This is a genomic window from Mesorhizobium huakuii, assembly GCF_014189455.1.
GTDB lineage: Bacteria > Pseudomonadota > Alphaproteobacteria > Rhizobiales > Rhizobiaceae > Mesorhizobium > Mesorhizobium huakuii_A.
Genome location: NZ_CP050296.1, coordinates 3,809,427 through 3,833,191 on the forward strand (window position 1 = coordinate 3,809,427; position 23,765 = coordinate 3,833,191).

Here is a 23,765-nt window from a genome sequence, read left to right on the forward strand (position 1 = left end):
CGCGCTCTTCTCAGTCATGGACGCCATCCCTGGCCAGGATCATGTGCAAAGCCCGGCGGCCGCGCGAAAGCAGGCTCTCCAGCGCATCGACGCTGATCTCGAGTGTCGCGGCCGCCTCTATGTTGGACATCTCCTGATAATAGACCAGGATGATCGCCTCGCGCTGGCGTGGCGCGATTGCCTGCAAGGCCTGCTCGATCCTCCGCGGCTCTTCGCGAGCATCGGGAAGCGGCGCAGGGTCGACCATATCCGGCAAATCGTCGGTCACCAACTCGCGGCGCCTGCGCAGCCGGTCGTAGCAAAGGTTGAGCGTCACCCGGTGGATCCAGCTGTCGAAGCGTGCGTTGCCGCGACGCCAGCTCGAGGCATGGCGCCAGATGCGCACGAAGGTTTCCTGCGCGACGTCCTCGGCCTCCGCCGCGTCGCCCAGCATGCGCACGGCAAGCGAAAGGATGCGCGGCAATTTGCGCGCGACGAGCGTCTGCACCGCCGCGGGATCGCCAGCGCCGACCCGACGAACCAGCTCCTCGTCCGGATCGGCGCTCATCGGTTGGCGCACTCCCGATATCCATCACGCGTCATGGCCTCTTGGTCATTGCTCCGGCTTGGGAGCGGATTTGTGGCCTGGCATCTCGTCGGCCGTAAGAATGCCGTCGCCATTCTTGTCCAGTCTGGCAAAGCGTTTGGCGAAGAACGCATCGAGTTCGGCGCGATCGATGAAGCCGTCATGGTTAGAATCGATGCGCGCGAAGGATTTGGCGGCGTCGCCCTTGACGTTGCGCTTGGCCTGAAAGGCCTCCCACTCCAGGAGGCTGATCTTGCCGTCACCATCCGTGTCGGCGGCCATGATCGCCTTCTCCCGCCGCTTCTGGAACTTGGCCAGCGTGAGTTCCGACCTGGCTTTTGGCGTCGCGGGGGCGGCGGCCGGCGGCGTGGCGCCAGGAGACGTGGCAGCAGTGGGCTGCGTCGCCGTCTGGGCGAGAGCCGCAACGGTCAGCAGGCTCAAGGCAGCGGCAAGGATCGAACGGCGTATCATGCTTCGGCGTCTCCGGTTGGCGTGTCGGCCACGGCCCATGCCGTGGTCACGCTTCAACCGTTAAACGCCGCGACGACGGAAATCCGTCGGTCGCCTGTGCCGATACTTTCAATGGTCGGCGATGCCGACCCGGATATTGGTATCGAGAACGACACAACCTCATCCGGCGTCATCCGAATTCACGCCGGTCGGCCACCGCCCTTGGCAAAAGGGCAGGGGCTACGCCGATGGGTCGGCGGCCACCAGTTGGTCCGGTTTGAAGCCCGCATGCTGCGGGATCCACACATCGCCTTCGCGGTTGAACCAGTGGCAGAGATACATGCCGGAAGCGGCACCGTCGCTGACCGTCATCTTCGGCCCTCCCGACTTCAGCTTGACGACGTCTCCGGTCTTGAAAGTGTTGGGCATTTTCGACCTCCCATGCTGAGGCTCACGACTTTCCCACCAAAGCTGAGTCTCGACAATGGCGGATATGGATCGCCACGGCGCGATCCACAGCACCCCGCTCCTAGGCCCTTCGTCATTGTCGTCGTATTGCTCTCAGCTGAGTTCCTGGGCGAGGCCGATGAGAAGGCCTCCGGGCCCGCGGATGTAGCAGAGCCGATAGACGTTTTTATACTGGACGACTTCGCCTGCGAGCCGCGCGCCGCGCTTGCGGAGCCTTTCAAGCGCATCGTCGATGTCGTCCACGGCGAACATGACGCGGAGGTAGCCCAGAGCGTTGACCGGGGCGTTGCGGTGATCAGCGACCACAGGCGGCGTGAGGAAGCGGGACAGTTCGAGCCGGCTGTGGCCGTCCGGCGTGCGCATCATGGCAATCTCGACGCGCTGATCGCCCAGCCCGGTGACACGTCCGGCCCATTCTCCCTCGATTGTGGCCCTTCCTTCGAACTCAAGGCCGAGCTCGCGAAAGAAATCAATCGTCTCTTCGAGGTCATCGACGACGATTCCGACATTGTCCATCCGTTTGAGCGCCATGTGTCCAATCTCCAAGGCGCCCGTCCAGGCCGCGTACGTTCTGCACTCGCTTTGACCTTCGCCGAGGCCATGGCGGCGTAATTCCTTGGCCTCGACCCACCGTGATCCTTCGTTCGTTATAGAGCCTCTTTGGCGAAGCGCGGACGCCGTCGCATCCTGAGCGTGCTCAAAATGACAGAGTTGATAGCGGAGCCGATACCAAACCTTCCGCTATCGACTTTCTGAGCCACGATTTGGTGCCCGACATGGAGAACTTTAATTTCCTTGCGTCTGGAAGCCACGAAAACATTGATGGCTTCTTCCGGCCTCGTTTCGATCGGTTGTTGCCGTTCCCAAGCGTAATCGTCCCAGATAATGGTCCCGCCATTCTTGAGTAGAGGCCACGCCAGAAGGGAATCGACGTGAACCGCGTCCCGGTCGTGCGCACCATCGATATAGATCAGGTCGTAAGATCTTTTTTGGTCCTGCAGGTCGATCAATGCCTTGCTGGAAATCGACTTCAGCTTTGTGACGCGTCCGCCATACGAGGCCGTGTTGGCATCGAAGCGCCGTTCTACTTGGGCAAATCCGCCGGCCAAAGTTACGTATTCGTTCTGCCCTCCAGCGAACGGATCGATGCACGTAATCCGCGACAGATGGCAGTACTCAAGAAAAAAGATCGCGGAACGTCCTTCCCAAGATCCGATTTCCAAGATGTTGAGAGGTCGATCCCGCATACTTGCAAGGCAAGCGCTCCAGACACGGAAATTATTAGACGTCCAATCGGAGGAAAATTCTTTCCCCTCGTACCACTTAGCAAAATCGACCACTGCTAACTCCTCTATTCCGGGATTGTCTAGCGCCACTCTCCGCTTCAATGCAACCACGCAAGTGGGACCTACAATTGATCGTCATGCTATCGGGCTGCACGAACGTACGCTTCCCAGCTTTATCAGCAGATCGGCGCGCTAAACCCCGATGCGAGGCGATCTCACACCAAGAACAAAAGGGCAAAAAGCGCCGCCAGGAAGTGCTGCCAGAGTGCTACGACGGCGTTTTTCGCTCTACGCCTCGGGAACCCGCAAACCCTTGGGAAATATTGGTGCCGCTTAGGTGACTCGAACACCTGACCCCATCATTACGAATGATGTGCTCTACCAACTGAGCTAAAGCGGCCCGGGAGGCCAAGGCCTCCAAGATGGGCTGGGTGATAGACTCAACCGGCGGCGAATTCAAGATGCGAGTTGCCAAATCATGCACAAGCGCCGCCGCGATCGAAACCAGGGGTTCGCGCCGCCCGGCGTGCGAGAATCGGCGGCATGTTGCGATTTTATTTGCCGGAATACCGCCAAGATGGACTTTGGACGGCCCGTCGAGGCAGAATGCGGCTGCCCGCCCGTTGATTGATTGGTCGCCTACCGCTAACCATCAGGGAAGATTGGGGCAATTTGCAGAGGGATCTCGCTTGGACGCGATCGAGAAAGCGATCCGGAACGCCTTGGAAAAGGGCAATGCCGAGGACCGCGCGTTCCGCGAGAGGGTCTATCGGTCGGCCTTTGCCGCGCTCGACCGTGCGCTCCAGGCCAATCCCAGCGTGACCGTGGAAGTCGCCATCAAGCGCCGCAAGGCGATCCAGGCGACGATCACCGAAATCGAATCCGAATTCCTGCCGGCGGTGCCGGATGTGGGCCTGGAGGTCGACGCACCGGCGGCCGAGCCCGCGGCCACTGCGGCGCCCGCGATCGAGATCGGCGACAAGACGCCATCGCCCGCCATCACCGTCGACGGGCCCGCAGAGCCCGTGTCCGATGCGCCGCGCTCGCGCGTGCTGCCGGTCGTTCCCGACATCATGCCGGACGCGACGCTTCCCGGCGTGCCGGCCATCGATATGTCCGCTCCCGCCGCGCCCGGTGCCGCCACGGAAGTGGCGCCCGATCGCGATGAGCGGCGCATTCGTGGACGCCGCCTGCCGCTGACCGCCATTTTCTTCACCGTCACCCTGCTTGCGGCGGTCGGCATCGGCGTGTTCTTTGCCATACAGACCGGTGTGTTCAAGACGGCGGCGCAGCTCGACACGGCGCCGCCGGAGGCGCCACCAACCGTCGAAGGCGACGATTTCACCCCGGCCGACGGTGCCAACGCGCCGGCAAAGCCTGGTGCCGCGGACCAGTCGCGCAACTGGATCAATGTGTTCTCGCCGGCAGACCCGACGCATGTCGCCGCTCCGTCGGACGCCAAGGCCTCGGTGATGAAGGACGACACCGGTCCGTTCCTGCGCATCCAGTCCGGCCCTTCCGGTTCGGCGATCGCCTTCGACGTCGGGCAGGGCGTGCTGGAGAAGCTCGCCGGCAAGCACGCCGTGTTCGATATCATCGCCCGCGCCGAGGACGGCAAGGACACGCAGATCTCCGTCGACTGCAATTTCGGCGAGCTCGGCGATTGCGGCCGCAAGCGCTACGCGGTCGGCCAGCAGCGCAACGAATATCTGTTCGACGTGCAGTTCCCCGCCAAGCATCCGGGCTCGGCCGGAACCATCGCCGTCAATTCCGATTTCGACAAGCAGGGCAAGGCGGTCAACATCTACGAGATCCGCGTCTCGATCGAGCCGTAATATCGGCGGCATTTAGCGGTCAAGCAGCGCCTGCAGCGTCTCGATGCGGTCGGCCTCGTTGGCCGGTTTGTCCCAGCGCAGCCGTGAAATGCGGGGGAAGCGCATGGCGACGCCGGATTTATGCCGGGTCGAACGGTTGAGCCCTTCGAAGGCGACTTCCAGCACCAGGCCATTGTCGCGATCCGCCCGCACCGAACGCACAGGCCCGAAACGCTCGACCGTGTTGTCCCGGACATATTTGTCGATCTGCTTCAGCTCCTCGTCGGTGAAGCCGAAATAGGCCTTGCCGACCGGCACCAGCTCCTCCTCGCCCTCAGGCCCGGACCAGACGCCGAACGTATAGTCGGAGTAAAAACTCGAGCGCTTGCCATGGCCGCGCTGGGCATACATCAGCACCGCGTCCACCGTGTGCGGATCGCGCTTCCACTTGAACCACGGGCCTTTCGGCCGGCCAGCGACATAGGGTGAATCCCAGCGCTTCAGCATCACGCCTTCGATGATCGGATGCGGCGGCGCCCGGCGCAGGTCCTCCAGCGCCTGCCAATCCGTGAAGGCGACGAAGGGCGACAGGTCGAAACGGCTGGGATCGAGCGTTTTGACGAAGGCTTCGAGGCGGCCACGTCGTTCCCGGAACGACAATGCGCGAAGGTCTTCATCGCCGAGCTGGAGCAGGTCGTAGCAGCGCATGAAGGCCGGGTATTGCTGCTGCATTTTCGGCGTCACCGTCTTGCGGTTCAGCCGCTGCTGCAGGTCCGAGAATGTCCCCGTCGCCTCGCGCGGGTCGCCAACCAGCAGCTCGCCATCCAGCGTCGCGGAAAGATGCATGGCGTCGGCGAGGTCGGGAAAGGCGCCGGAGACATCGTCGCCGGTGCGCGAATAGAGCCGGCGGATGCCGCCTTCGGCCACCGCCTGGACACGGATGCCGTCCCATTTCCATTCGGCCGCGTAGTCCGCGGGGTCGAGCTTTTCGAGGTCGCCGTCGCCGACGGGGTTCGACAGCATCACCGGGCGGAACAATGCCATTGCCGTGTTTTTCGGCTTTTCGGCCTTGCCTTCTAGCCACGCGAACAGCGCCGTATAAGGCGGCGACAGCCCGTGCCAGAGCTCCTCGATCTCGGCGACGTCGACCTTGCCGAAATCCGCCAGCGCCTGTTTGGCCAACCGCGCCGACACGCCGATGCGCAGGCCGCCGGTGACCAGCTTGATGATGGCAAAGCGCGCCGAGATGCCGGCGCTGTCGAGCAAGCTGGCCAGCACCTTTGGCCCGTCGGAGCGGCTTGCCGCCTGCAATTTGGCCACGACCTCGCCAAGCGTCGGCTCGCGGTTGGGGAACTTGCCTGATGTCTGCGGCCAGACCAGCGACACCGTCTCGGCGAGATCGCCGACATAGTCGTAGGAATAGCCGAACAGCACGGGGTCGATGCGTTCGGTGACCAGCATGCGCAGCATCGCCGGCTTGACGGCGGCGATGCTCAGATCGCCAGTGATGGCGGCCAGCGCCAGCCCACGATCGGGGTCCTCGACGGTGCGGAAATAGTCGACCAGCAGCGTCAGCTTGCCGTTGCGCGACGGCGTCAGCACCAGGCGATCGAGGAGTTCGGCGAAGCGGTTCATGCCATCAATCGCCCTCGTCCTCATAGCCCACCAGATGCAGTGGCCTCGCCGCAATGCCTTCCAGCTCGCACCAGCGCACCAGCGCTTCCTCGCGGCCATGCGTCACCCAGATTTCCTCGGCGCCGGTCTCCTTGATGGTGGCGGTGAGTTCGTCCCAGTCGGCATGGTCGGAGATGATCAGCGGCAGTTCGACGCCGCCCTGCTTGGCGCGCTGGCGGATACGCATCCAGCCCGATGCGAAGCACGAGATCGGGTCTGGGAAGCGCCGCGCCCAGCGGTCGGCGAAGGCCGATGGCGGGCCGACGACAATGGCGCCGGCAAAGTCCCCCTTGCCGCCTTCCACCGTCGCCGGTTCCAGCGTTCCCAGGTCAATGCCCTGGCTCTGGTAATACTCGCTGAGCCTCGCCAGCGCGCCATGGATGTAGAGCGGCCTGTCATAGCCGGCGTCGCGCAACAGCCGCATCACCCGCTGCGCCTTGCCCAATGCGTAGGCGCCGACCAGATGCGAGCGTTCGGGAAACTGCGCCGCCGACTTCAGCAGGCGGGCGATCTCTTCCGTGTCGGGCGGATGGCGAAACACCGGCAGGCCGAAGGTCGCCTCTGTGATGAACACGTCGCAGCGGATCGGCTCGAACGGCGCGCAGGTCGCGTCCTTGCGCCTTTTGTAGTCGCCGGAGGCGACGATGCGCATGCCCTGGTGCTCGACCGATATCTGCGCCGAGCCGAGCACATGGCCGGCCGGATGGAAGCTGACGCTGACGTCGTCGAGGGCGATCGTCTCGCCGAGCCGTGCGGCTTGGGTCGTTCCGGCAAAGTCCTCGCCGTAGCGCAGGCCCATAATGTCGAGTGTCTGCTGCGTCGCCAGCACCGAGCGGTGGCCGGAACGCGCATGGTCGGAATGGCCGTGCGTGATCAGCGCCCGGTCCACCGGCCGCACCGGGTCGACGAAGAAGTCGCCCGGCGGGCAGTAGAGGCCCTCGGGCCGGGGATGAAGCAGGTCGCTGGCGCGCATGGTCCCCAAGATAGGATATAATTCCGCTGCGGGAAGCCTGTCGTCGGAGACTGCTGACTCTCCTGGCAAAGGACGCTCAATTCGGTTCAGCTCCCGCTTCCTTTGCTTTACAGAGATGGCGGCCCGGCTGCCTCCGCCGGTGGAACCATCATCATGAAGCCGCTCCAGACCTCATCGGGCGATCTGAACGCCGACCGCCGTGCCGACTATGCCGAGATGCTCTTTGCCTCCGGCGATCACACGGCCGCGGCAGAGCTGCTGCTCGGTGCGCTGGAGCTGGCGCCGCAATGGGCCATGGGCTGGTTTCGCCTCGGCGAGATGCAGGAGGCATCAGGCGGGCTCGACCTGGCGGCGCAGGCCTGGGCGATGTCGCTGAAACTGGATCCAGCCGATCGCCAGGGCGCGGCCCTCAAATTGCAGCTGATTGGCAAGGGTCCGGTTGCCACCGCGCCGCCCAGCGCCTTTGTCGAAACGCTGTTCGACCACTATGCCGAGACATTCGAGGAGATGCTGGTCGGCAAGCTCGACTACCGGTTTCCCGAATTCCTCGAGCACATGATTCGCAAGGCAGAGCCGGGCCGCTTCCGCCTGGCGCTCGACCTTGGCTGCGGCACCGGGCTGATGGGCGAGAGGCTGCGGCCGATCGTCGACCGGCTGGAAGGCGTCGACATCTCCGCCAGGATGCTGAAGAAGGCGCGGGCGAAAGGCATCTATGACGCACTGACAAAAGCGGATCTGCAGGGGTTCTCGCATTCAGGCGACAAGCCCGATCTGGTGACGTCAGCCGACGTCCTGATCTACATCGGCGCACTCGATGGTCTGGTGGGCACGGTGGCTGGCCTGCTCGCCGACGGCGGCTTGTTTGCCTTCTCCGTCGAAAGCCTGGCAGGCGACGGCGATTTCGCGCTGCAGCCCTCACGGCGCTACGCCCATTCGGATGGCTATGTCAGGCGCCTGCTCGAGGCCAGCGGGCTTTCGATCCTGGCGCTGGAGCCAACGACCATCCGGCAGGATCGCCGCGAGCCCGTCAAAGGCTTGGCCGTTGTGGCACGGAAGACTCACGCCGCTTGAAGTTGCAGGATCATCGTGCGGTGGCGCCGCCACGACTCAGTGCTGCTGCGAAAAAGTCCAATTTGCGTGCGCGACTGATATTTGCGATCTGGTCGCATCAGGGCGGGATATCAGGAGGATACCGGATGCGCTGGAACATGATGATCTTGGCCTCTTGCCTGGCAACAGCCGGCTGCGTCGGCAATTCGATGTCCGAACGCCAGGACGCCAACATCGAGTCCTCCCTGCAGTATGACACTGTGCCATGCGATCAGTTGCTGGTGCAGCGCGATGGCCTGGCGCAGCAAAACAACCTTCCGGTGACCGCGAAGCCGACCTTCTACAATCCCGCGATGGGTTTCGGCCCGTTCACGCCCGACATGCGCTCCAAGGCCCAGCGCGACAGCGACAAGGCGGCAGGCGAGATCGATGCCATGAACCGGTCCATGGAGCGCCGCGACTGCGGCAAGCCGGACAATCAGAAGAAGAAGTTCGCTCTGCCGAGTTAAGGATACGGCACAGCTACTGGTCGAAAATTGGTCGCAGGCAGCGGGCTATGTCCTCGCGAGGGCGCTATCGGATGAAACTCTCGGACCTTGGCGACCGCATCTGCATCCTGGGGCCATCCAACAGCGGCAAGTCGACCCTGGCCGACGCGATTGCCCGCAAGCGTGGCCTGGAGCCCGTTCACCTCGATCTGCTTCATCATCTGCCCAACACCGACTGGGAGCCGCGTCCAAAGGGCGAATTCATCGCCTTGCACGACGCCGCAATCGCTGGCGATCGCTGGATCATGGACGGAAATTACTCGATCTGCATGCCGCAACGCTTTCAGCGGGCGACGGGATTGATCCTGCTGGATATCTCCACGCCGGCAAGTCTGTTGCGCTATTTCAGGCGAAGCTGGTTTGAGACGAACAGGCGCGGTGCCTTGGAGGGCGGGCGCGACAGCGTCAAATGGGACATGATCCGCCATATTGCCGTGACCACGCCGAAAAACCGCCAGAGATACCAGGCGATGTTCGAAGAGCTCGACCTGCCAAAACTGCAGCTATCGTCCGTGAGAGCGATCAAAGAATGCTTCAGGCAATGGGATCTGGCCAGGTAAGGGTCCTGGCAAGAGTCTATTTGTTTTGACGCAATTCCGGACGGAAAACCGCTTCACACTTTTCCTGGAATTGCTCTAATATCCCGCCTTGCGGTCTACCAGATTCTCGAGCTTTTCGCCGCGCTCGAAGGCGTCCATCTGGCGCAGCATGATCGGCGCCAGATGCATGGGATCGGAGGTCGCCGCGGCGTGCGGCGTCACGAACACCTTTGGATGGTTCCATAACGGGCTGGTCTTGGGCAGCGGTTCGACCTCAAACACATCGAGGCTCGCCTCCTTCAGCGTGCCGTCATCCAGCGCCCGCACGATGTCGGCGTCCTTCTGCAGGCGGCCGCGTCCGGCGTTGATCAGCACCGAGCCGCCGAGGCCGTTGCGCTTACGCAATTCCTTCAGCACACCGTAGTTGATGATGCCTTGCGTGTCCGGCGTCAGCGGCAACAGCACGACGAGAATATCGGTCGCCTTGAGGAAGGGGATCAAACCGGCCTCGCCGGAATAGGTCGCCACCCCTTGCATCGGCCGGTCGTTGCGCGACCAGCCATTGACCGCGAAGCCGAGCGACAGCAGCACCGAGGCGCGGCGCGGCCGAGATTGCCGAGCCCCATAATGCCGACGGAAATGTCGCCGGCCGGTCGCTGCGGCGGCTCGTGCCAGATCTTCTTTTGCTGCTGCTGCCGAAAGAGCAGGCCCTGGCGATGATGATCGAGCACCCGCCAGACGACATATTCGGTCATGTATTGGGTGAGATTGTCGGCGACGACCTTGACGATTGGCACGTCAGGCAGGCCGGGATCGGCGAAGATATGGTCGACGCCGGCGCCGATTGAGAAGATGGCGCGCAGATTGGGCAGCGACGACAACAGGTTGGGCTTCTGCTTCCACACCACCGCATAGGTGATCGACGGATCCTTGGCGCCGTCCGGCTCCAGCACCACCTCGCGCTCGGCCGACAACAGCTCGCGCCAACGCTGCGGATGAAAGCCGGTGACGGCAAGCAGGATGCGGCCTTTTTCCATCGCGGTATTCTAGTCCTTCTTTACGCAAATTACTCGCTGACGATGCCGACCGGCGCCGTCTCTATCTTGAAGGCGGCCGAGATCAGTGCCCGAGTATAGTCGGTTTGCGGATTTTCAAAAATCTGCTGGGAAGGACCGGCTTCGACGATCTGGCCATTGCGCATGACGATAACGTCGTTGGCAAGCGCCCGGATGACCTTGAGGTCATGGCTGATGAAGAGATAGGCGAGGTCGTGCTTGGCCTGCAGATTGCGCAAGAGGTCGACGACCTGCGCCTGCACGCTCATGTCGAGCGCCGATGTCGGCTCGTCCAGCATGACGAAGCGCGGGTTGAGCACCATGGCGCGCGCGATGGCGACACGCTGGCGCTGGCCGCCGGAAAACTCGTGCGGATAGCGGTTGCGGGTCGCCGGATCGAGGCCGACCTCCTTCAGCACGGCGGCCACCTTGTCGTCGCGTTCATCTGGCGACAGCTTCGGCTCATGGATCTTGAGGCCTTCCTCGATGATCTCGGCGATCGACATGCGCGGGCTGAGCGAACCGAACGGATCCTGGAACACGATCTGCAATTCGCGCCTGAGCGGCCGCATGGCGTTGAAGGTGAGCTGGTTGATGTCGCGGCCGTTGAACTGGATGGTTCCGGTCGACGAGATCATGCGCGCCAGTGCCAGGCCGAGCGTCGTCTTGCCCGAACCGGATTCGCCGACCACGCCCAGCGTCTGGCCGGCGCGCACGGTGACATCGATGCCGTCGACCGCCTTCACATGGTCGACGGTGCGCCGGAAGAAGCCCTGCTTGATCGGAAACCAGACTTTTATGTCGTTGCCGGTCATCACCGGCTTGGCATTGGCATTGGCGGCCGGCGGCTTGCCTTTCGGCTCGGCGGCCAGCAAATGCTTGGTATAGGCGTGCTGCGGGTTGGCGAAGATGTCCTTGGTCGGCCCGGTCTCGACGATCTTGCCCTTGGTCATCACGCAGACCCGGTCGGCGATCTTCCTGACGATACCGAGATCATGGGTGATGAACAGCATCGACATGCCCTTGCGGCTTTTGAGGCCCGCCAGCAGTTCGAGGATCTGCGCCTGCACGGTGACGTCGAGCGCCGTTGTCGGCTCGTCGGCGATCAGCAGTTCCGGTTCGTTGGCCAGCGCCATGGCGATCATGACGCGCTGCCGCTGGCCGCCGGACAGCTGGTGCGGATAGGCGTCGAGCCGCTTCTGCGGGTCGCGGATGCCGACCTCGTTGAGCAAAGCCAGGGTGCGCGCCTTGGCCGGCCGGTCGGCCATGCCCTGATGCAGCTTCAGGATTTCGACGATCTGCTGCTCGATCGTGTGCAGCGGATTGAGCGAGGTCATCGGCTCCTGGAAGATCATGGTGATCTTGTTGCCGCGAACCTGCCGCAACTGTTTCTCGTTCATCGCCAGCAGGTCGGCGCCCTGGAACAGGATCTTTCCCGAGGGGTGGTTGGCTGTCGGATAGGGCAGCAGTTTCAGCACCGACAGCGCCGAGACCGATTTGCCGGAGCCGGATTCGCCGACCAGCGCCACTGTCTCACCCTTGGCGATGTCGAAGGAGATGTGGTCGACGGCGACAGACTGGCCGCCGCCCTGGCTGAAGGCGACGCTGAGGTCCTGTACGCTGAGCAGAGGCGCTTCGCTCATTTGAACGTCTTGCGCGGATCGAAGGCGTCGCGCGTCGCCTCGCCGACAAACACCAGCAGCGACAGCATCAGCGAGATGACGACGAAGCCGGAAATGCCGAGCCACGGCGCGTTGAGATTGCGCTGCGCCTGCTTCAGCAACTCGCCGAGCGAGGCCGAGCCGGGCGGCAGGCCGAAGCCGAGATAGTCGAGCGAGGTCAGGGTCGAGATCGAGCCCGAAAGCAGGAACGGCAGGAAGGTCAATGTCGCCACCATGGCGTTGGGCAACAAATGCCGGAACATTATGGTGCGGTTGGGCACGCCGAGCGCGCGCGCCGCGTTGACATATTCGAAGTTGCGGGCGCGCAGGAATTCGGCTCGCACCACGCCGACCAGCGCCACCCAGGAGAACAACAGCATCAGGCCGAGCAGGATGAAGAAGCCCGGCGGCAGGATGGCGGCGACGATGAGCAGGAGATAGAGCACCGGGATCGCCGACCAGATTTCGATGAAGCGCTGGAACAGCAGATCCGTCCAGCCGCCGAAATAGCCCTGCAGGGCGCCGGCGCCGACGCCGATCAGGGCCGAGCCGGCGGTCAGGATCAGGCCGAACAGCACCGAAATGCGGAAGCCGTAGATGACGCGCGCCAGCACGTCACGCGCCTGGTCGTCGGTGCCGAGCCAGTTCCAGTTGCCGACGATGCATGCCGGGTCGGCAGCCCCTTGCGGATACTGGTTGCAGCGCTTCGTGGCGTCATACTGCCAGGACGGCTTGGCGGGTGCCGCTTCCGGGATGGCGTTGTTGACGGTCTGGTAGGAATAGCGGATCGGCGGCCAGATCATCCAGCCATTGGCGTTGATCTCGTCCTGGATCACCGGATCGCGATAATCGGTGACCGCATAGAAGCCGCCGAACTTTTCCTCGGGGTAGGCGACCAGAACCGGAAACAGGATTTCGCCCTTGTAGGAGGCAATGATCGGCTTGTCGTTGGCGATGAATTCGGCAAACAGCGACAGCACGAACAGGACGAGGAAGAACCACAACGACCAGTAGCCACGCTTATTGGCCTTGAAGTTCTGCAGGCGGCGCTTGTTGAGCGGCGACAGGAACGGCCGTGGCATCCGCTCCGGCACCACGCCGGCAGTAACGCTTGCCTCCGACATCAGATATCTCTCCGCTCGAAATCGATGCGCGGATCGACCCAGGTGTAGATGAGGTCGGACAGCAATCCGACGAACAGGCCGAGAAGCGAGAAGATGTAGAGGTTGGCGAAGACGACGGGATAGTCGCGCTCGACCACCGAGCGGAAGCCGAGCAGGCCGAGGCCGTCGAGGGAAAAGATGTTCTCGATCAGCAGCGAACCGGTGAAGAAGGCCGAGATGAAGGCGCCGGGGAAGCCGGCGATGACGATCAGCATGGCATTGCGGAAGACGTGGCCGTAAAGCACCTGCCGCTCCGAGAGACCCTTGGCGCGCGCCGTCACCACATACTGCTTGCGGATCTCCTCCAGGAACGAGTTCTTGGTGAGCAGCGTCGTCGTGGCGAAGGCCGACAGCACCAGCGCCGTCAGCGGCAGGGTCATGTGCCAGAAATAGTCGACGATCTTGCCTGGCCAGGACAGTTGGTCCCAATTGTCCGAGACGATGCCGCGCAACGGAAACCAGTCCCAGAAGGATCCGCCGGCGAACAGCACCATCAGCATGATGCCGAACAGGAAGCCCGGAATGGCATAGCCGACGATGACGACGCCGCTCGTCCAGATGTCGAAGGGGGTGCCGTCCTTGACCGCCTTGCGGATGCCGAGCGGAATGGAAATCAGATAGGACAAGAGCGTGATCCAAAGCCCGATCGAAATCGACACCGGCATTTTTTCCAGGATCAGGTCGAGCACCGAGATATCGCGGAAATAGCTGTTGCCGAAATCAAAGCGGGCGTAGTTCCACAGCATCATGCCGAAGCGCTCGAGCGGCGGCTTGTCAAAGCCGAACTGCTTCTCCAGCTTCTTGATGAATTCCGGGTCGAGCCCCTGCGCGCCGCGGTATTTCGAGCTGACGTCGCCGGCGGCATCGAAATTGGAACCACCGCCCGCATCGCCGCCGCCACCGCCGAGGCGGTCGCTGCCGCCCTGGTTGGTCAGCTTGGCGATGACCTGCTCGACCGGGCCGCCCGGCGCGAACTGGATGACGGCGAAGGAGATCGCCATGATGCCGAACAGCGTCGGGATCATCAAAAGGATGCGGCGCAGTATATAGGCGCCCATCAGGCTTCCTGCCCTCTGCGGACCGACATTTCACCCTTTGCCAATTTTTGCCGCCTTGCCCTTATCGAACCACCACAGCGTCTCGACCGGAAAGCCGAAATCGGGCTTTTGCTCGACAAAGCCGAACATGTCCCAATAGGCGACGCGGTGATTCGCCAGATAGTATGTTGGAATCCAGTCTAGCCGCGCGCGCAAGACCCGGTCGAGCGCTCTAAGCGCGGTGACGAGTTCTGTTCGGCTCTGCGCCTTGCCGGCCGCTACGATCAGTGCGTCGATGGCCTTGCTTTGCGTGCCTGGATAGTTGCGCTGTCCCGGCGTTTCCGCCATTCGGGAATCATAGAGCATCTCCAGGCTGTCGGCCGTGGGCGTTGCCCCAATCGACCAATGGAGGACGTTGAGGTCGAAATCGAAATCACTCTGCCGCTGTTCATATTGCGCTGAATCGACCTGCCGGATCGAAGCATCGATCCCGATCGCCTTCATGTTCTCGGACCACGGGGTGAAAATGCGAACGATGCCATCGTCCTCCGCCAGCATTTCCACCTTCAGCCGTTCGCCCTTGTCGTTGACGACAAAACTGCCCGCGCGCTTCCAGCCGGCTTCGGCGAGCAGTTTCGAAGCCGCGCTCAGCAGCTTACGGTCATGACCTGAACCGTCCGAGAGAGGCAGCGTGACCGCTTCACCAAAGACTTCTGGCGGCAACTCGGCCCGGAACGGCTCCAGCAGGGCCAATTCCCCTGATGAGGGCAGGCCCTCGGCCTTGTAGTCCGACCGTTCGAAGTTCGATTGCGAGCGCTCGTAAGAGCCGTAAAACAGAGCGCGCTTCATCCATTCGAAATCGAAGCAGTTGGCGATCGCCCGTCGCACCCGCTCATCGCGAAATTGCGGACGGCGCTGGTTCAGCGCGACGCCCTGCATGTCCGGCGTCTTCTCGCCGGGAAATTCCCGTTTGACGACCTTGCCATCGTTCAACGCCGGAAAGTCGTATCCGGTCGCCCATACCCGTGAGGTGAATTCCTCGCGAAAATGCGTGTCGCCTTTCTTGAAGGCCTCGAATGCGGCCTGCCGGTCGAGATAGAAGTCGATGCGGATACGGTCGAAATTGTACAGGCCGCGGTTCACCGCGAGATCGCGGCCCCAATAGTCGGCTACGCGGTCATATTCGACAGTCTGTCCGGCTGATACGCGCCCTATCTTGTAGGGGCCAGAGCCAAGCGGCGGTGTCATGGTCGAGGCATCGAATTCATTGGCCGTATAAAAGGCCTTGGACACGATGGGCATCCCCACCACCACAAGGATGTTTTGCGCGGACTGTTCGCCGTTGAAGGTGAGATCGACGGTGACGGGATCGACGGCGACGGCATCCGTCATATACCGCAACGCCTTGGAAAGGCTCGGATGGCCCTGATCCTTGTAAAGCTTCAGTGCGAAGGCAACGTCTTGTGCGGTTAGTGGCGAGCCGTCATTGAAACGCGCTTGCGGCCTGAGGCTGAAACGGAAGCCGTTGCGATCTGGCGACAAGGTAACGGACTCGGCAAGCAGGCCATAGACCGCATCCGGTTCATCGAGCGCGCTTGCCATCAGCGAATCGAAGCAGAGTTCGGTGCGCGGCGGCGCGTCTCCTTTCAGGACCAGGGAATTCAACGTGTTGAAGGTCAGGAAGCTTTGATTGAAGGTGGCGTTCGGCGGCGCGAAATTCATCTGGCCGCCCTTGGGGGCGTCCGGATTGACGTAGTCGAAATGGGTGAAATCCGGCCTGTATTTGAGGTCGCCAAAGGCCGACAGGCCGTGCAGTTTGGTGCCGGTCGGGGTGGTGGCGAAGGCTTTGCCCGGCAGCAAGGCCGCGGCAGCGGCGGCACCGCCCAATGCCAGGAAATCGCGGCGGGGCAGCACTGCCATCGATCGCCGCCCCATCAATTGCCGCCCTTGTATTTGGCCGCCAGCGCCTTTTCCTTGTCGAGGTCGATCCACCAGGAGTCGGGATCATAGCCGGCATAGGCGGGTTGCTTGTCTGGGATGCCGAATTTATCCCAGTAGGCCAGCCAGATCGCCGAGCGGTAATATTGCGGCACGACGTAGAAGTTCCACAGCAATACGCGGTCGAGTGCGTGGGTGGCGGCGACGAGATCCTCGCGGTCAGTGGCGAAGATGACACGGTCGACCAGCGCGTCGACGGTCAGATCCTTGATGCCCATGAGATTGCGCGAGCCCGGCGTATCGGCGGCCTTCGAGCCCCAGAAATCCCGCTGCTCGTTGCCGGCCGAGTCCGACTGGCCGAACAGACCCGTGACGACGTCGAAATCGAAATGGGTGACACGGTTGATGTACTGCGTCTGGTCGATGATGCGCAGGGAAGCGTCGACCCCGATCTTGCGCAGATTGGCGATGTAGGGACTGGCGATCACCTGGTCGGTGTCGTTCCAGCCGAGGATCTCGAACTTGAACGGTTCGCCGGTCTTGGCATTGACCATCTTGCCGCCCTTGATCACCCAGCCGGCCTTGGCGAAGAGGTCGACGGCCTGTTTCAGGTACTTCCGTTCCGCTTGCGGCGAATCGTAGACCGGCAGCTTGAACTCCTGCGTGAAGAGCTCTGGCGGCAGCTTGTCACGATACTTTTCCAGGATGTCCAGTTCCTTGCCTTGCGGCAGTCCGCTCGACGCCAGGTCCGTGCCCTGGAAATAGCTCGACGTGCGGGTGTTGAAGCCGAAAAACAAGGTGCGGTTCATCGACTCGAAATCGAACGGAATGGTCAGCGCCTCACGCACCAGCCGGTCCTGGAACTGTGGCCGCCGCTGGTTGAGGACAAAGCCCTGCATCGGCTGCGGCGAGTGGCTCTCGAAACTCTTCTTGATGACGTCGCCAGCCTTGATGGCCGGGAAAGTATAGGCCGTCGCCCATTTGCGCGAGCTGTATTCGCGGTTGAGATCTTCCAGTCCGCCCTTGGTGAAAGCCAGCCATGCAGCATTGTCGTCGAGGATATAGGTGAAACGCTGCGTGTCGAAATTCTCGCGGCCGATCTTCACCGGCAGCTTGGCCGCCCAATAGTCCGGCACGCGCTGCCAGACGATTTCCGAGCCCGGCTTGAAGCTGCCGATCTTGTAGGCGGCTGAACCCAGCGGGATTTCCAGCGTCGGCTTGGTGACGTCGCGCTTCTTGCCGCTGGCGTCGATGCCTTCCCACCAGTGTTTTGGCAGCACGGCGAGGTCGCCGATGATCTTCGGCAGTTCGCGGTTGCCTTTCTGATTGAAATGGAACTCGACTTCGCGGTCGGAGATGGCGACCGCGTCGGTGACGTTCTCGAAATAGCGGCTATATTGCGGGCTGTTGGCCTTCAGCACCTGGAATGACCAGATCACGTCGTCGACGGTGATCGGCTGGCCGTCATGCCACTTCGCGCGCGGATCGAGCCGGTAGGTCGCCGAGGAATAATCAGCCGGATATTTATAGGCATCGGCAATGAGCGGGTGGCTGGTGCTGCCCTCGTCCGTCGCCTGCTCCATCAGCGTGTCGTAGAGCAGGCCGCCACCGAAGCCGACGAGGCCTGCCGCCGGCGATCCCTGCACGATATAGGGGTTGAAGCTGTCATAGGTGCCGAGCAGCACCGAATTCAACGTGCCGCCCTTGGGCGCGTTCGGGTTGACGTAGTCGTAGTGCTGAAAATTGTCGCCGTATTTGGACTCGCCGATCAGCGATGAGGTGGTCCGCCACTCGTCGGCCCGGCTCGTCTGCAATCCCGCCGCCAGCAGGCTCGCCGCCAGCAGCGACTTGAGAAGCGTTCGGCCAACCGTCATGCACTATCCTCTTCGCGATGCGTGCCAGATCATCCAGAAGGGCAATCTAGATGATTTGCCGCGCGTGAAAACCGCCATGCGCGGCTTTGTCGCCGCATATGCGTTTTTCCTAACGAAAAAGCCGGGCAGAACCCGGCTTTTCTATGAACGCTTCGATGACAATTCGGTTATTTGGCCGGCGCGGCCGGTGCTGGTGCCGCGGGAGCGGCCGGTGCGGCAGGCTTGGCCGGTGCCGCGCCGTCAGCCGGCTTGGCGGGCGCGCTGGCGTCAGCGGCGGCACCAGGCGCAGGCAGCGGCTTCGGGCTGTCCGACAGCGTGCGCAGATAGGCGATGACGTTGGCGCGGTCCTCGTCCTTGGGCAGGCCGGCGAAGCCCATGGCCGTGCCCTTCACGAACTTCTTCGGCGAGGTGATGAAGTGGTTGATGTTGTCGTAGGTCCACTTCTCGGAGCCGCCCTTGGAGAATTCCTTCATGCCGGCCGAATAGGCAAAACCTTCATGTTCGGCGACCGGGCGGTCGACGAGATCCCACAGATCAGGGCCGACCTTGTTGGGGCCGCCCTTTTCGCCGGAATGGCAGGCTTGGCATTTCTTGAACACGGCGGCGCCCGCCTCGACATTGGCGGTCTGCAGCAGATCGGCGATCGGCTTGGCTTCGGCGGCGGGTGCTGCCGGGCCGCCTTCGGCGGGCTCCGTCACTTCGATGGCGAAGCCGGGCTTTTCAGGAGCCGGCGAGGCAAACAGCGCGTCCGACACCAGGCCAACCGAGAAAACGACGAATACGGTTCCGAGCAATCCGGCGAGCAGTTTGTTGACTTCGTTGGAATCCATACGCCCCTTGCTCCCTTTTCCGGCGGACCGAACCGTCCACTCCGTCCGTCGGTATCGAGACCTGCCCTCCAGAGCCGGTCAAATCGGGCGGAAACTAGGTCTTTTGCTCGGGCGTTGCAACACCTATAAGGGCGCTGCCAGTGAGACCTTTTGCCACTTTTCCCCTCCTCTTTTCGAACGCCTTGCCATCGCGATGTCCACCTTGATCCTGATACCAGCCCGCATGGCCTCCACCCGCCTGCCGGGCAAGCCGCTGGCCGACATTGCCGGCGCTCCGATGATCGTCCATGTCGCCCGCCGCGCGGCCGAAGCCGGCCTCGGCCGCGTGGTGGTGGCGACCGACACGCAAAGCGTCGCCGAAGCGGTGCGCGCGCATGGTTTCGAGGCGGTAATGACGCGCGTCGACCACGAATCCGGCTCCGATCGTATCCACGAGGCGCTGCTCGCGCTCGATCCCGGGCACAAGGTCGAAACCATCGTCAATGTGCAGGGTGACCTCCCGACCATCGATCCCGGCATCATTGCCGCTTCGCTGAGGCCGTTCGAAGACGCGGCGGTGGACATCGCCACGCTCGGCGTCGAGATCGTCCGCGAGGAGGAGAAGACCAATTCCAACGTCGTCAAGATCGTCGGTTCGCCGCAGTCCGCCACGCGGCTGAGGGCGCTCTATTTCACCCGCGCCACAGCACCCTGGGGCGAGGGGCCGCTCTATCACCATGTCGGCCTCTACGCCTATCGCCGTGCGGCACTCGAGCGCTTCGTCGCGCTGAAGCCATCGCCGCTGGAGCGCCGCGAGCGGCTGGAGCAGTTGCGGGCGCTGGAAGCCGGCATGCGCATCGACGCCGAGATCGTTCAGTCGCTGCCGCTCGGCGTCGACACGCCGGAAGACCTTGAGCGCGCCAGGATGATCCTTTCAAACTGAGAAATTCCTTCGAACCCGAGCCACCGTGAATCGAGACCTGGCCATGCCTGAAAAGACCAACAGAATATCCTTCCAGGGCGAGCCGGGCGCCAATTCCGACACCGCCTGCCGCAACGTCTATCCCTCGATGGAGCCATTGCCCTGCCCGACCTTCGAGGATGCCTTCAACGCAGTCGAGACCGGCAAGGCCGATCTCGCCATGATCCCGATCGAAAACACCATCGCCGGACGCGTCGCCGACATCCACCATCTGCTGCCCGAATCGCGGATGCATATCGTCGGCGAATATTTCCTGCCGATCCATTTCCAGCTGATGGTGCTGCCCGGCGTCAAGCGCGACGAGATCAAGACCGTGCACAGTCACATCCACGCGCTTGGCCAGTGCCGCAAATACATCCGCAAGAACGGCTGGAAGGCGGTCGTCGCCGGCGATACGGCCGGTGCCGCCAAGATGATCTCCGAGGTCAACGACCGCACCATGGCGGCGCTGTCGCCGGCGCTGGCGGCGACGCTCTACGGGCTCGATATTATCGAGGAAAATGTCGAGGACACCGATTCCAACGTCACCCGTTTCGTCGTCCTGACCAAGAGCAAGCAATGGGCGGAACGCCCGTCAGCCGACGTCAAGATGATGACCACCTTCATCTTCCGCGTCCGCAACGTGCCGGCGGCGCTCTACAAGGCCATGGGCGGCTTCGCCACCAACGGCATCAACATGACCAAGCTGGAGAGCTACCAGCTGGGCGCCTTCACCGCGACGTTGTTTTACGCCGACATCGAGGGCCATCCGGAAGATCCGCTGGTCAAGCTGGCGCTGGACGAACTCCGCTTTTTCTCCCGCGAGGTGCGGATTCTGGGCGTCTATCCGGCCAGCGAGTCGCGCGAGCAGTGGAAGGTGGCGGATTAGTGCATGGCGCCTGTTGGGGGCATGCATGAAACGATGACTTAAAAGCCTACGCCTGGATGTCCCACGGATTTACCAGTGTTACCCCCGTTCCCTCAAAATCGCCAATGTTGCGCGTCACCAGCGTCATCCGCCGGGTGAAGGCCGTGGCCGCGATATAGGCGTCATTGATCGGTTTGGGATTGGGCACATGCCATTGTGCCGCCTGGACGGCCGCCGCGTCGTCCAGCGGCAAGATTCGACCGGAAAATGTTGTGAGAACCGCATTCTCCAACCAATTGCGCAGCACTTTGCCAGCAACGGCATCATGGTGTTCCACCAGTCTTACGCCAATCTCCAGCTCGTGCAGGACTACGGACGAAATGAAGGTCTCGGCAGGATCGACGGTTTCGTTCCAGAGCACGACATTGGGATGCGCCCTGCCGCTCGATACCTTTCGCAATTCGGACACGACATTGGTATCGAGCAGCAGCATTAGAGTATGATCCCGAAAAGTGGGAACCGGTTTTCGGAAAAGATCATGCTCCAACAAAGAGCTAGATCAGGATGATGATTCAACGAAACGTCATCCTGATCTAGGACAGGTCTACTGGTTGGGCATGTTCCGTGCGGGGCGGCAGCGGCAAGTCAACGTCACCCGCCTCCGGTGCAGCCAGCATGTCACCGAGCGACCGCGTTTTACCGGTGAGCCGTTTGTATTCATCGAACGACAAGAGGACATGCACTGGCCGCCCTCTGTCGGTGATGATCACGGGGCCGTCCTTGGCAGCGCGTTTTGCGCGGCCAAGATCCTGATTGAGTTCGCGACCCGAAAGCGTGGTGATCATATCAATTTCGCAAAATGTGGTTACGTAACCACATTTAGTCTGCTTGAGCAGGAATTGCAAGGTTTAGCGCCCGAATGGCAACCCATCGCAAGTCCACGATAGGGTTGCATCGCCTTGCTGGGAGCGCCATGGCGCTTGCTGTTGTTCGACGAACGGCTTGCGCTTAAATCACCGCGCCCAGCGGCACATAGTCAATCTCGAGAAATTTCTCGACCTCCGGCACCCAGCGATCGCGCACGAAAGCGAGATGGTCTGGATGGTCGTTGTATCTGGTGTAGGCGGCCTGATCGGCGAACTCCATCGAGAAGCCGAACCGATACTCGTTCTTGGGGCTGATCTGCCGCAACTGTTCGAAATGCGTGACGCCCCGGATCGCCGAGAGGATTTTCTTGGCGTCGACGAGGAACCGCTTTTCCTCGAGCGAGTGCGGTGCATGCTTCAGCGTGAAGACGACGGTGTGACGGATCATTTGTCTCTCCTGCAATGACTTCCAGTATTGGCTATTCGCTGTCGACCCAGGCACGGATAAGGTGATGCGCGATCGCCCCTTTCGGCGGTGTGACCAGATTGTCGGCATGCTCCCTGGCCAGCATAAGGCGCACCTCGTCGCGGCCGAACCAGCGGCAGTCCTCCAACTCGTTGAGGTCGGCCTGGATGTCTTCGTTGAGCGGCTCGCCGAAGCAGCCGATCATCAGCGAGTAAGGAAACGGCCAGGGCTGGCTGGCGTGGTAGACGACGCGGCCGAGCCGGATACCGGCCTCCTCCAGCGTTTCGCGGCGCACCGCCGCCTCGATCGTCTCGCCCGGCTCGATGAAGCCGGCGAGCGCCGAATACATGCCCGGCGCGAAGTGCCGGCCGCGCCCGAGCAGGCATTTTTCCCGCGTCGCTGTCAGCATGATCGCCACCGGGTCGGTGCGCGGAAAATGCTCGGTACCGCAATTCGGGCAATGGCGCTTGTAGCCGCCGGCCCGCATCTGCGATTGCGTGCCGCATTTGCTGCAGAAACGATGGCTGGCGTGCCAGGCGAGCAGGGCAGCCCCTTGCGCCATCGCGCCGGCCGCCGCTTCGTCGATCAGCCCTTGCATATAGACCGAGCGGTAGTCGATCGCCTTGACGGTCTCGGGCAACTGCTCGGCCTCGATTGCGACCGGCATCGCCAATACCGGCCCCTGTTGGGAAAAGCCGAGCAGGACAGCCCCGGCAAAGGAAGGCTGGAAGGGCTCGCTCTCGGCGGCGCCGAACCATGGGTCCAGGCGGTCGCCCTGGCCGAGCTTCAAGTGGAGCCGGCCGCCGTTCATCAAAAGCAGCCGCGTCGTCGGATTCGCCAGCGCCTTGTCGACCGAATCGTCGGCTCGATTCTCGGATTGCCGGTCGATTGTGTTGCCGGCAAAGCCGACGAACTGGCTCGGCTCGCGCAGGGGCGCGTCAAACAGGCGGAAGCTCATACGGACTCTGGTGCTCTGGGATGACATGTTTTGGACGGATGTGTTTTGGAATGAACACAGCGAAAGGCTTATAGCGCTGCCCTTATCGTTTCGGCAAACCGGCGCAGGTCGGAACCCTGATAGGGCTCGCGCAGGCCGTGCCCCCACACCGGGCCGGGCCAGCCGGGATCGCCTTCGGACCGTGCGACGATATGGATATGCAATTGGCGCACGATATTGCCGAGCGCGCCGGTGTTGATCTTGGTGCAGCCGGTCACTTTCTTCAGCGCCTGCGCCACCATATTGGTCTCGAAGGTCAGCATCGCCTGGTCGAGCGGCGTCATGTCGTGGATTTCTTCCGCGCCTGGCCGCTGCGGCACCAAAAGCAGCCAAGGCCAGCGGCGATCGTTCATCACCCGCAATTCGCACAGCCCAAGCCACATCAACTGCTCGCTGTCCGCCTCCAGCCGGGCATCCAGCGTGAATCCGGCCTTCAGGCCCGGCAGCATCGGCGTTTCCTTGCTTTTCTTGGTTTCCTTAACCCATGAACGCTAGAGCGGTGGCACGGGGGCTGCAAGCGAATCTCTTGTGTGATGACGCCAAATCGCCTGCGCACTTGCATTTCGTCGCGCAATTGCCGATATGGACGGCGGGAGGTTGGTGGTGGACGATCCACTCGCCAACCGGGTCAGGTCCGGAAGGAAGCAGCCCTAACGAGCCCGGAACGGGTCATTGTTCCAGCCTCCCACCTCTTCGGCCCTCC

24 protein-coding genes, 1 tRNA gene, 1 other RNA gene and 1 pseudogene are annotated in these 23,765 nt (G+C 62.4%); 7 read left to right on the forward strand and 20 right to left on the reverse strand.

Features of this window, described 5'->3' with window-relative positions; all coding sequences use genetic code 11:
• Positions 1 to 10: 10 nt before the first annotated feature.
• From HB778_RS18775 to HB778_RS18800, 6 genes are all read right to left on the reverse strand, one after another.
• Positions 11 to 547 (reverse strand): RNA polymerase sigma factor, encoded by a 537-nt coding sequence (locus HB778_RS18775; RefSeq protein WP_095198433.1) that lies wholly within the window; start codon positions 545 to 547, stop codon positions 11 to 13.
• A 45-nt stretch (positions 548 to 592) separates the two neighbouring features.
• Positions 593 to 1,036 (reverse strand): EF-hand domain-containing protein, encoded by a 444-nt coding sequence (locus HB778_RS18780; RefSeq protein ID WP_183455953.1) that lies wholly within the window; start codon positions 1,034 to 1,036, stop codon positions 593 to 595.
• Positions 1,037 to 1,255: 219 nt separating this feature from the next.
• Positions 1,256 to 1,444, reverse strand: coding sequence for a YodC family protein (locus HB778_RS18785; RefSeq protein WP_019863018.1), 189 nt, complete (start codon positions 1,442 to 1,444; stop codon positions 1,256 to 1,258).
• Positions 1,445 to 1,576: 132 nt separating this feature from the next.
• Positions 1,577 to 2,014 (reverse strand): VOC family protein, encoded by a 438-nt coding sequence (locus HB778_RS18790; protein ID WP_183455955.1) that lies wholly within the window; start codon positions 2,012 to 2,014, stop codon positions 1,577 to 1,579.
• 116 nt (positions 2,015 to 2,130) lie between these two features.
• On the reverse strand, positions 2,131 to 2,823 hold the full coding sequence (locus HB778_RS18795; protein ID WP_183455957.1) for a class I SAM-dependent methyltransferase: 693 nt from the start codon (positions 2,821 to 2,823) through the stop codon (positions 2,131 to 2,133).
• A 270-nt stretch (positions 2,824 to 3,093) separates the two neighbouring features.
• Positions 3,094 to 3,169 (reverse strand) — tRNA-Thr (locus HB778_RS18800).
• Between the two features lie 289 nt (positions 3,170 to 3,458).
• Here HB778_RS18800 and HB778_RS18805 point away from each other — a divergent pair.
• A complete protein-coding gene (locus tag HB778_RS18805; RefSeq protein ID WP_183455959.1) occupies positions 3,459 to 4,604 on the forward strand; it encodes a hypothetical protein in 1,146 nt (381 codons plus the stop codon).
• Positions 4,605 to 4,616: 12 nt separating this feature from the next.
• On the opposite strand, the gene HB778_RS18810 is transcribed toward HB778_RS18805, so the two are convergent.
• Together HB778_RS18810 and HB778_RS18815 are read right to left on the reverse strand one after the other, a co-directional pair.
• Positions 4,617 to 6,218, reverse strand: a complete 1,602-nt coding sequence (locus HB778_RS18810; protein WP_183455961.1) for a cisplatin damage response ATP-dependent DNA ligase — start codon at positions 6,216 to 6,218, stop codon at positions 4,617 to 4,619.
• Positions 6,219 to 6,222: 4 nt separating this feature from the next.
• Complete coding sequence (locus HB778_RS18815) at positions 6,223 to 7,230, reverse strand: ligase-associated DNA damage response exonuclease (RefSeq protein ID WP_183455963.1); 1,008 nt, start codon at positions 7,228 to 7,230, stop codon at positions 6,223 to 6,225.
• A 153-nt stretch (positions 7,231 to 7,383) separates the two neighbouring features.
• Here HB778_RS18815 and HB778_RS18820 point away from each other — a divergent pair, with 153 nt between their 5' ends.
• The 3 genes from HB778_RS18820 (at position 7,384) to HB778_RS18830 (ending at position 9,388) form a co-directional block, all read left to right on the forward strand.
• Positions 7,384 to 8,301: a class I SAM-dependent DNA methyltransferase gene (locus HB778_RS18820; protein WP_183455965.1), complete on the forward strand. Its 918-nt coding sequence runs from the start codon at positions 7,384 to 7,386 to the stop codon at positions 8,299 to 8,301.
• Between the two features lie 125 nt (positions 8,302 to 8,426).
• Positions 8,427 to 8,789 carry a hypothetical protein gene (locus HB778_RS18825; protein ID WP_183455967.1) on the forward strand — a complete coding sequence of 121 codons (363 nt, stop codon included), beginning with the start codon at positions 8,427 to 8,429 and terminating at the stop codon, positions 8,787 to 8,789.
• Positions 8,790 to 8,860: 71 nt separating this feature from the next.
• A complete protein-coding gene (locus HB778_RS18830) occupies positions 8,861 to 9,388 on the forward strand; it encodes an AAA family ATPase (RefSeq protein WP_183455969.1) in 528 nt (175 codons plus the stop codon).
• Between the two features lie 75 nt (positions 9,389 to 9,463).
• Here the strand turns inward: HB778_RS18830 and HB778_RS18835 are convergent.
• From HB778_RS18835 to HB778_RS18865, 7 genes and pseudogenes are all read right to left on the reverse strand, one after another.
• Positions 9,464 to 10,404, reverse strand: a pseudogene (locus HB778_RS18835) (2-hydroxyacid dehydrogenase).
• Between the two features lie 29 nt (positions 10,405 to 10,433).
• Positions 10,434 to 12,065 carry an ABC transporter ATP-binding protein gene (locus tag HB778_RS18840; RefSeq protein WP_183455971.1) on the reverse strand — a complete coding sequence of 544 codons (1,632 nt, stop codon included), beginning with the start codon at positions 12,063 to 12,065 and terminating at the stop codon, positions 10,434 to 10,436.
• Positions 12,062 to 13,207, reverse strand: a complete 1,146-nt coding sequence (locus tag HB778_RS18845) for an ABC transporter permease (RefSeq protein WP_183455973.1) — start codon at positions 13,205 to 13,207, stop codon at positions 12,062 to 12,064. Before HB778_RS18845 ends, HB778_RS18840 begins: the two co-directional genes overlap by 4 nt.
• Entirely contained in the window at positions 13,207 to 14,304 is a 1,098-nt protein-coding gene (locus tag HB778_RS18850; RefSeq protein WP_183455976.1) for a microcin C ABC transporter permease YejB, read from the reverse strand. Before HB778_RS18850 ends, HB778_RS18845 begins: the two co-directional genes overlap by 1 nt.
• A 30-nt stretch (positions 14,305 to 14,334) precedes the next feature.
• Positions 14,335 to 16,203, reverse strand: coding sequence for an extracellular solute-binding protein (locus tag HB778_RS18855; RefSeq protein WP_183455978.1), 1,869 nt, complete (start codon positions 16,201 to 16,203; stop codon positions 14,335 to 14,337).
• Positions 16,204 to 16,217: 14 nt separating this feature from the next.
• On the reverse strand, positions 16,218 to 18,095 hold the full coding sequence (locus HB778_RS18860; RefSeq protein ID WP_183455979.1) for an extracellular solute-binding protein: 1,878 nt from the start codon (positions 18,093 to 18,095) through the stop codon (positions 16,218 to 16,220).
• A 167-nt stretch (positions 18,096 to 18,262) separates the two neighbouring features.
• Positions 18,263 to 18,925 carry a c-type cytochrome gene (locus HB778_RS18865; protein ID WP_183455981.1) on the reverse strand — a complete coding sequence of 221 codons (663 nt, stop codon included), beginning with the start codon at positions 18,923 to 18,925 and terminating at the stop codon, positions 18,263 to 18,265.
• 193 nt (positions 18,926 to 19,118) lie between these two features.
• On the opposite strand from HB778_RS18865, the gene HB778_RS18870 reads away from it, so the two are divergent.
• Both HB778_RS18870 and HB778_RS18875 read left to right on the forward strand, forming a co-directional pair.
• Positions 19,119 to 19,847 (forward strand): 3-deoxy-manno-octulosonate cytidylyltransferase, encoded by a 729-nt coding sequence (locus HB778_RS18870; protein WP_183455983.1) that lies wholly within the window; start codon positions 19,119 to 19,121, stop codon positions 19,845 to 19,847.
• Between the two features lie 43 nt (positions 19,848 to 19,890).
• On the forward strand, positions 19,891 to 20,754 hold the full coding sequence (locus HB778_RS18875; protein WP_183455985.1) for a prephenate dehydratase: 864 nt from the start codon (positions 19,891 to 19,893) through the stop codon (positions 20,752 to 20,754).
• 46 nt (positions 20,755 to 20,800) lie between these two features.
• On the opposite strand, the gene HB778_RS18880 is transcribed toward HB778_RS18875, so the two are convergent.
• The 5 genes from HB778_RS18880 to HB778_RS18900 form a co-directional block, all read right to left on the reverse strand.
• The gene (locus HB778_RS18880; protein WP_183455987.1) at positions 20,801 to 21,226 is read right to left on the reverse strand and encodes a type II toxin-antitoxin system VapC family toxin; all 426 of its coding nucleotides are present in this window, start codon (positions 21,224 to 21,226) and stop codon (positions 20,801 to 20,803) included.
• A 100-nt stretch (positions 21,227 to 21,326) separates the two neighbouring features.
• Positions 21,327 to 21,578 carry a type II toxin-antitoxin system Phd/YefM family antitoxin gene (locus tag HB778_RS18885; protein ID WP_183465140.1) on the reverse strand — a complete coding sequence of 84 codons (252 nt, stop codon included), beginning with the start codon at positions 21,576 to 21,578 and terminating at the stop codon, positions 21,327 to 21,329.
• A 163-nt stretch (positions 21,579 to 21,741) separates the two neighbouring features.
• Positions 21,742 to 22,047, reverse strand: a complete 306-nt coding sequence (locus HB778_RS18890) for a Dabb family protein (protein ID WP_183455989.1) — start codon at positions 22,045 to 22,047, stop codon at positions 21,742 to 21,744.
• Positions 22,048 to 22,078: 31 nt separating this feature from the next.
• Positions 22,079 to 23,023: an NAD(+) diphosphatase gene (nudC, locus tag HB778_RS18895; RefSeq protein ID WP_183455992.1), complete on the reverse strand. Its 945-nt coding sequence runs from the start codon at positions 23,021 to 23,023 to the stop codon at positions 22,079 to 22,081.
• A 68-nt stretch (positions 23,024 to 23,091) separates the two neighbouring features.
• Positions 23,092 to 23,511 (reverse strand): HIT family protein, encoded by a 420-nt coding sequence (locus tag HB778_RS18900; RefSeq protein ID WP_096453256.1) that lies wholly within the window; start codon positions 23,509 to 23,511, stop codon positions 23,092 to 23,094.
• A 143-nt stretch (positions 23,512 to 23,654) separates the two neighbouring features.
• On the opposite strand from HB778_RS18900, the gene ffs reads away from it, so the two are divergent.
• Positions 23,655 to 23,751, forward strand: an RNA gene (gene ffs / locus HB778_RS18905) — signal recognition particle sRNA small type.
• The last annotated feature ends 14 nt before the right edge of the window (positions 23,752 to 23,765 follow it).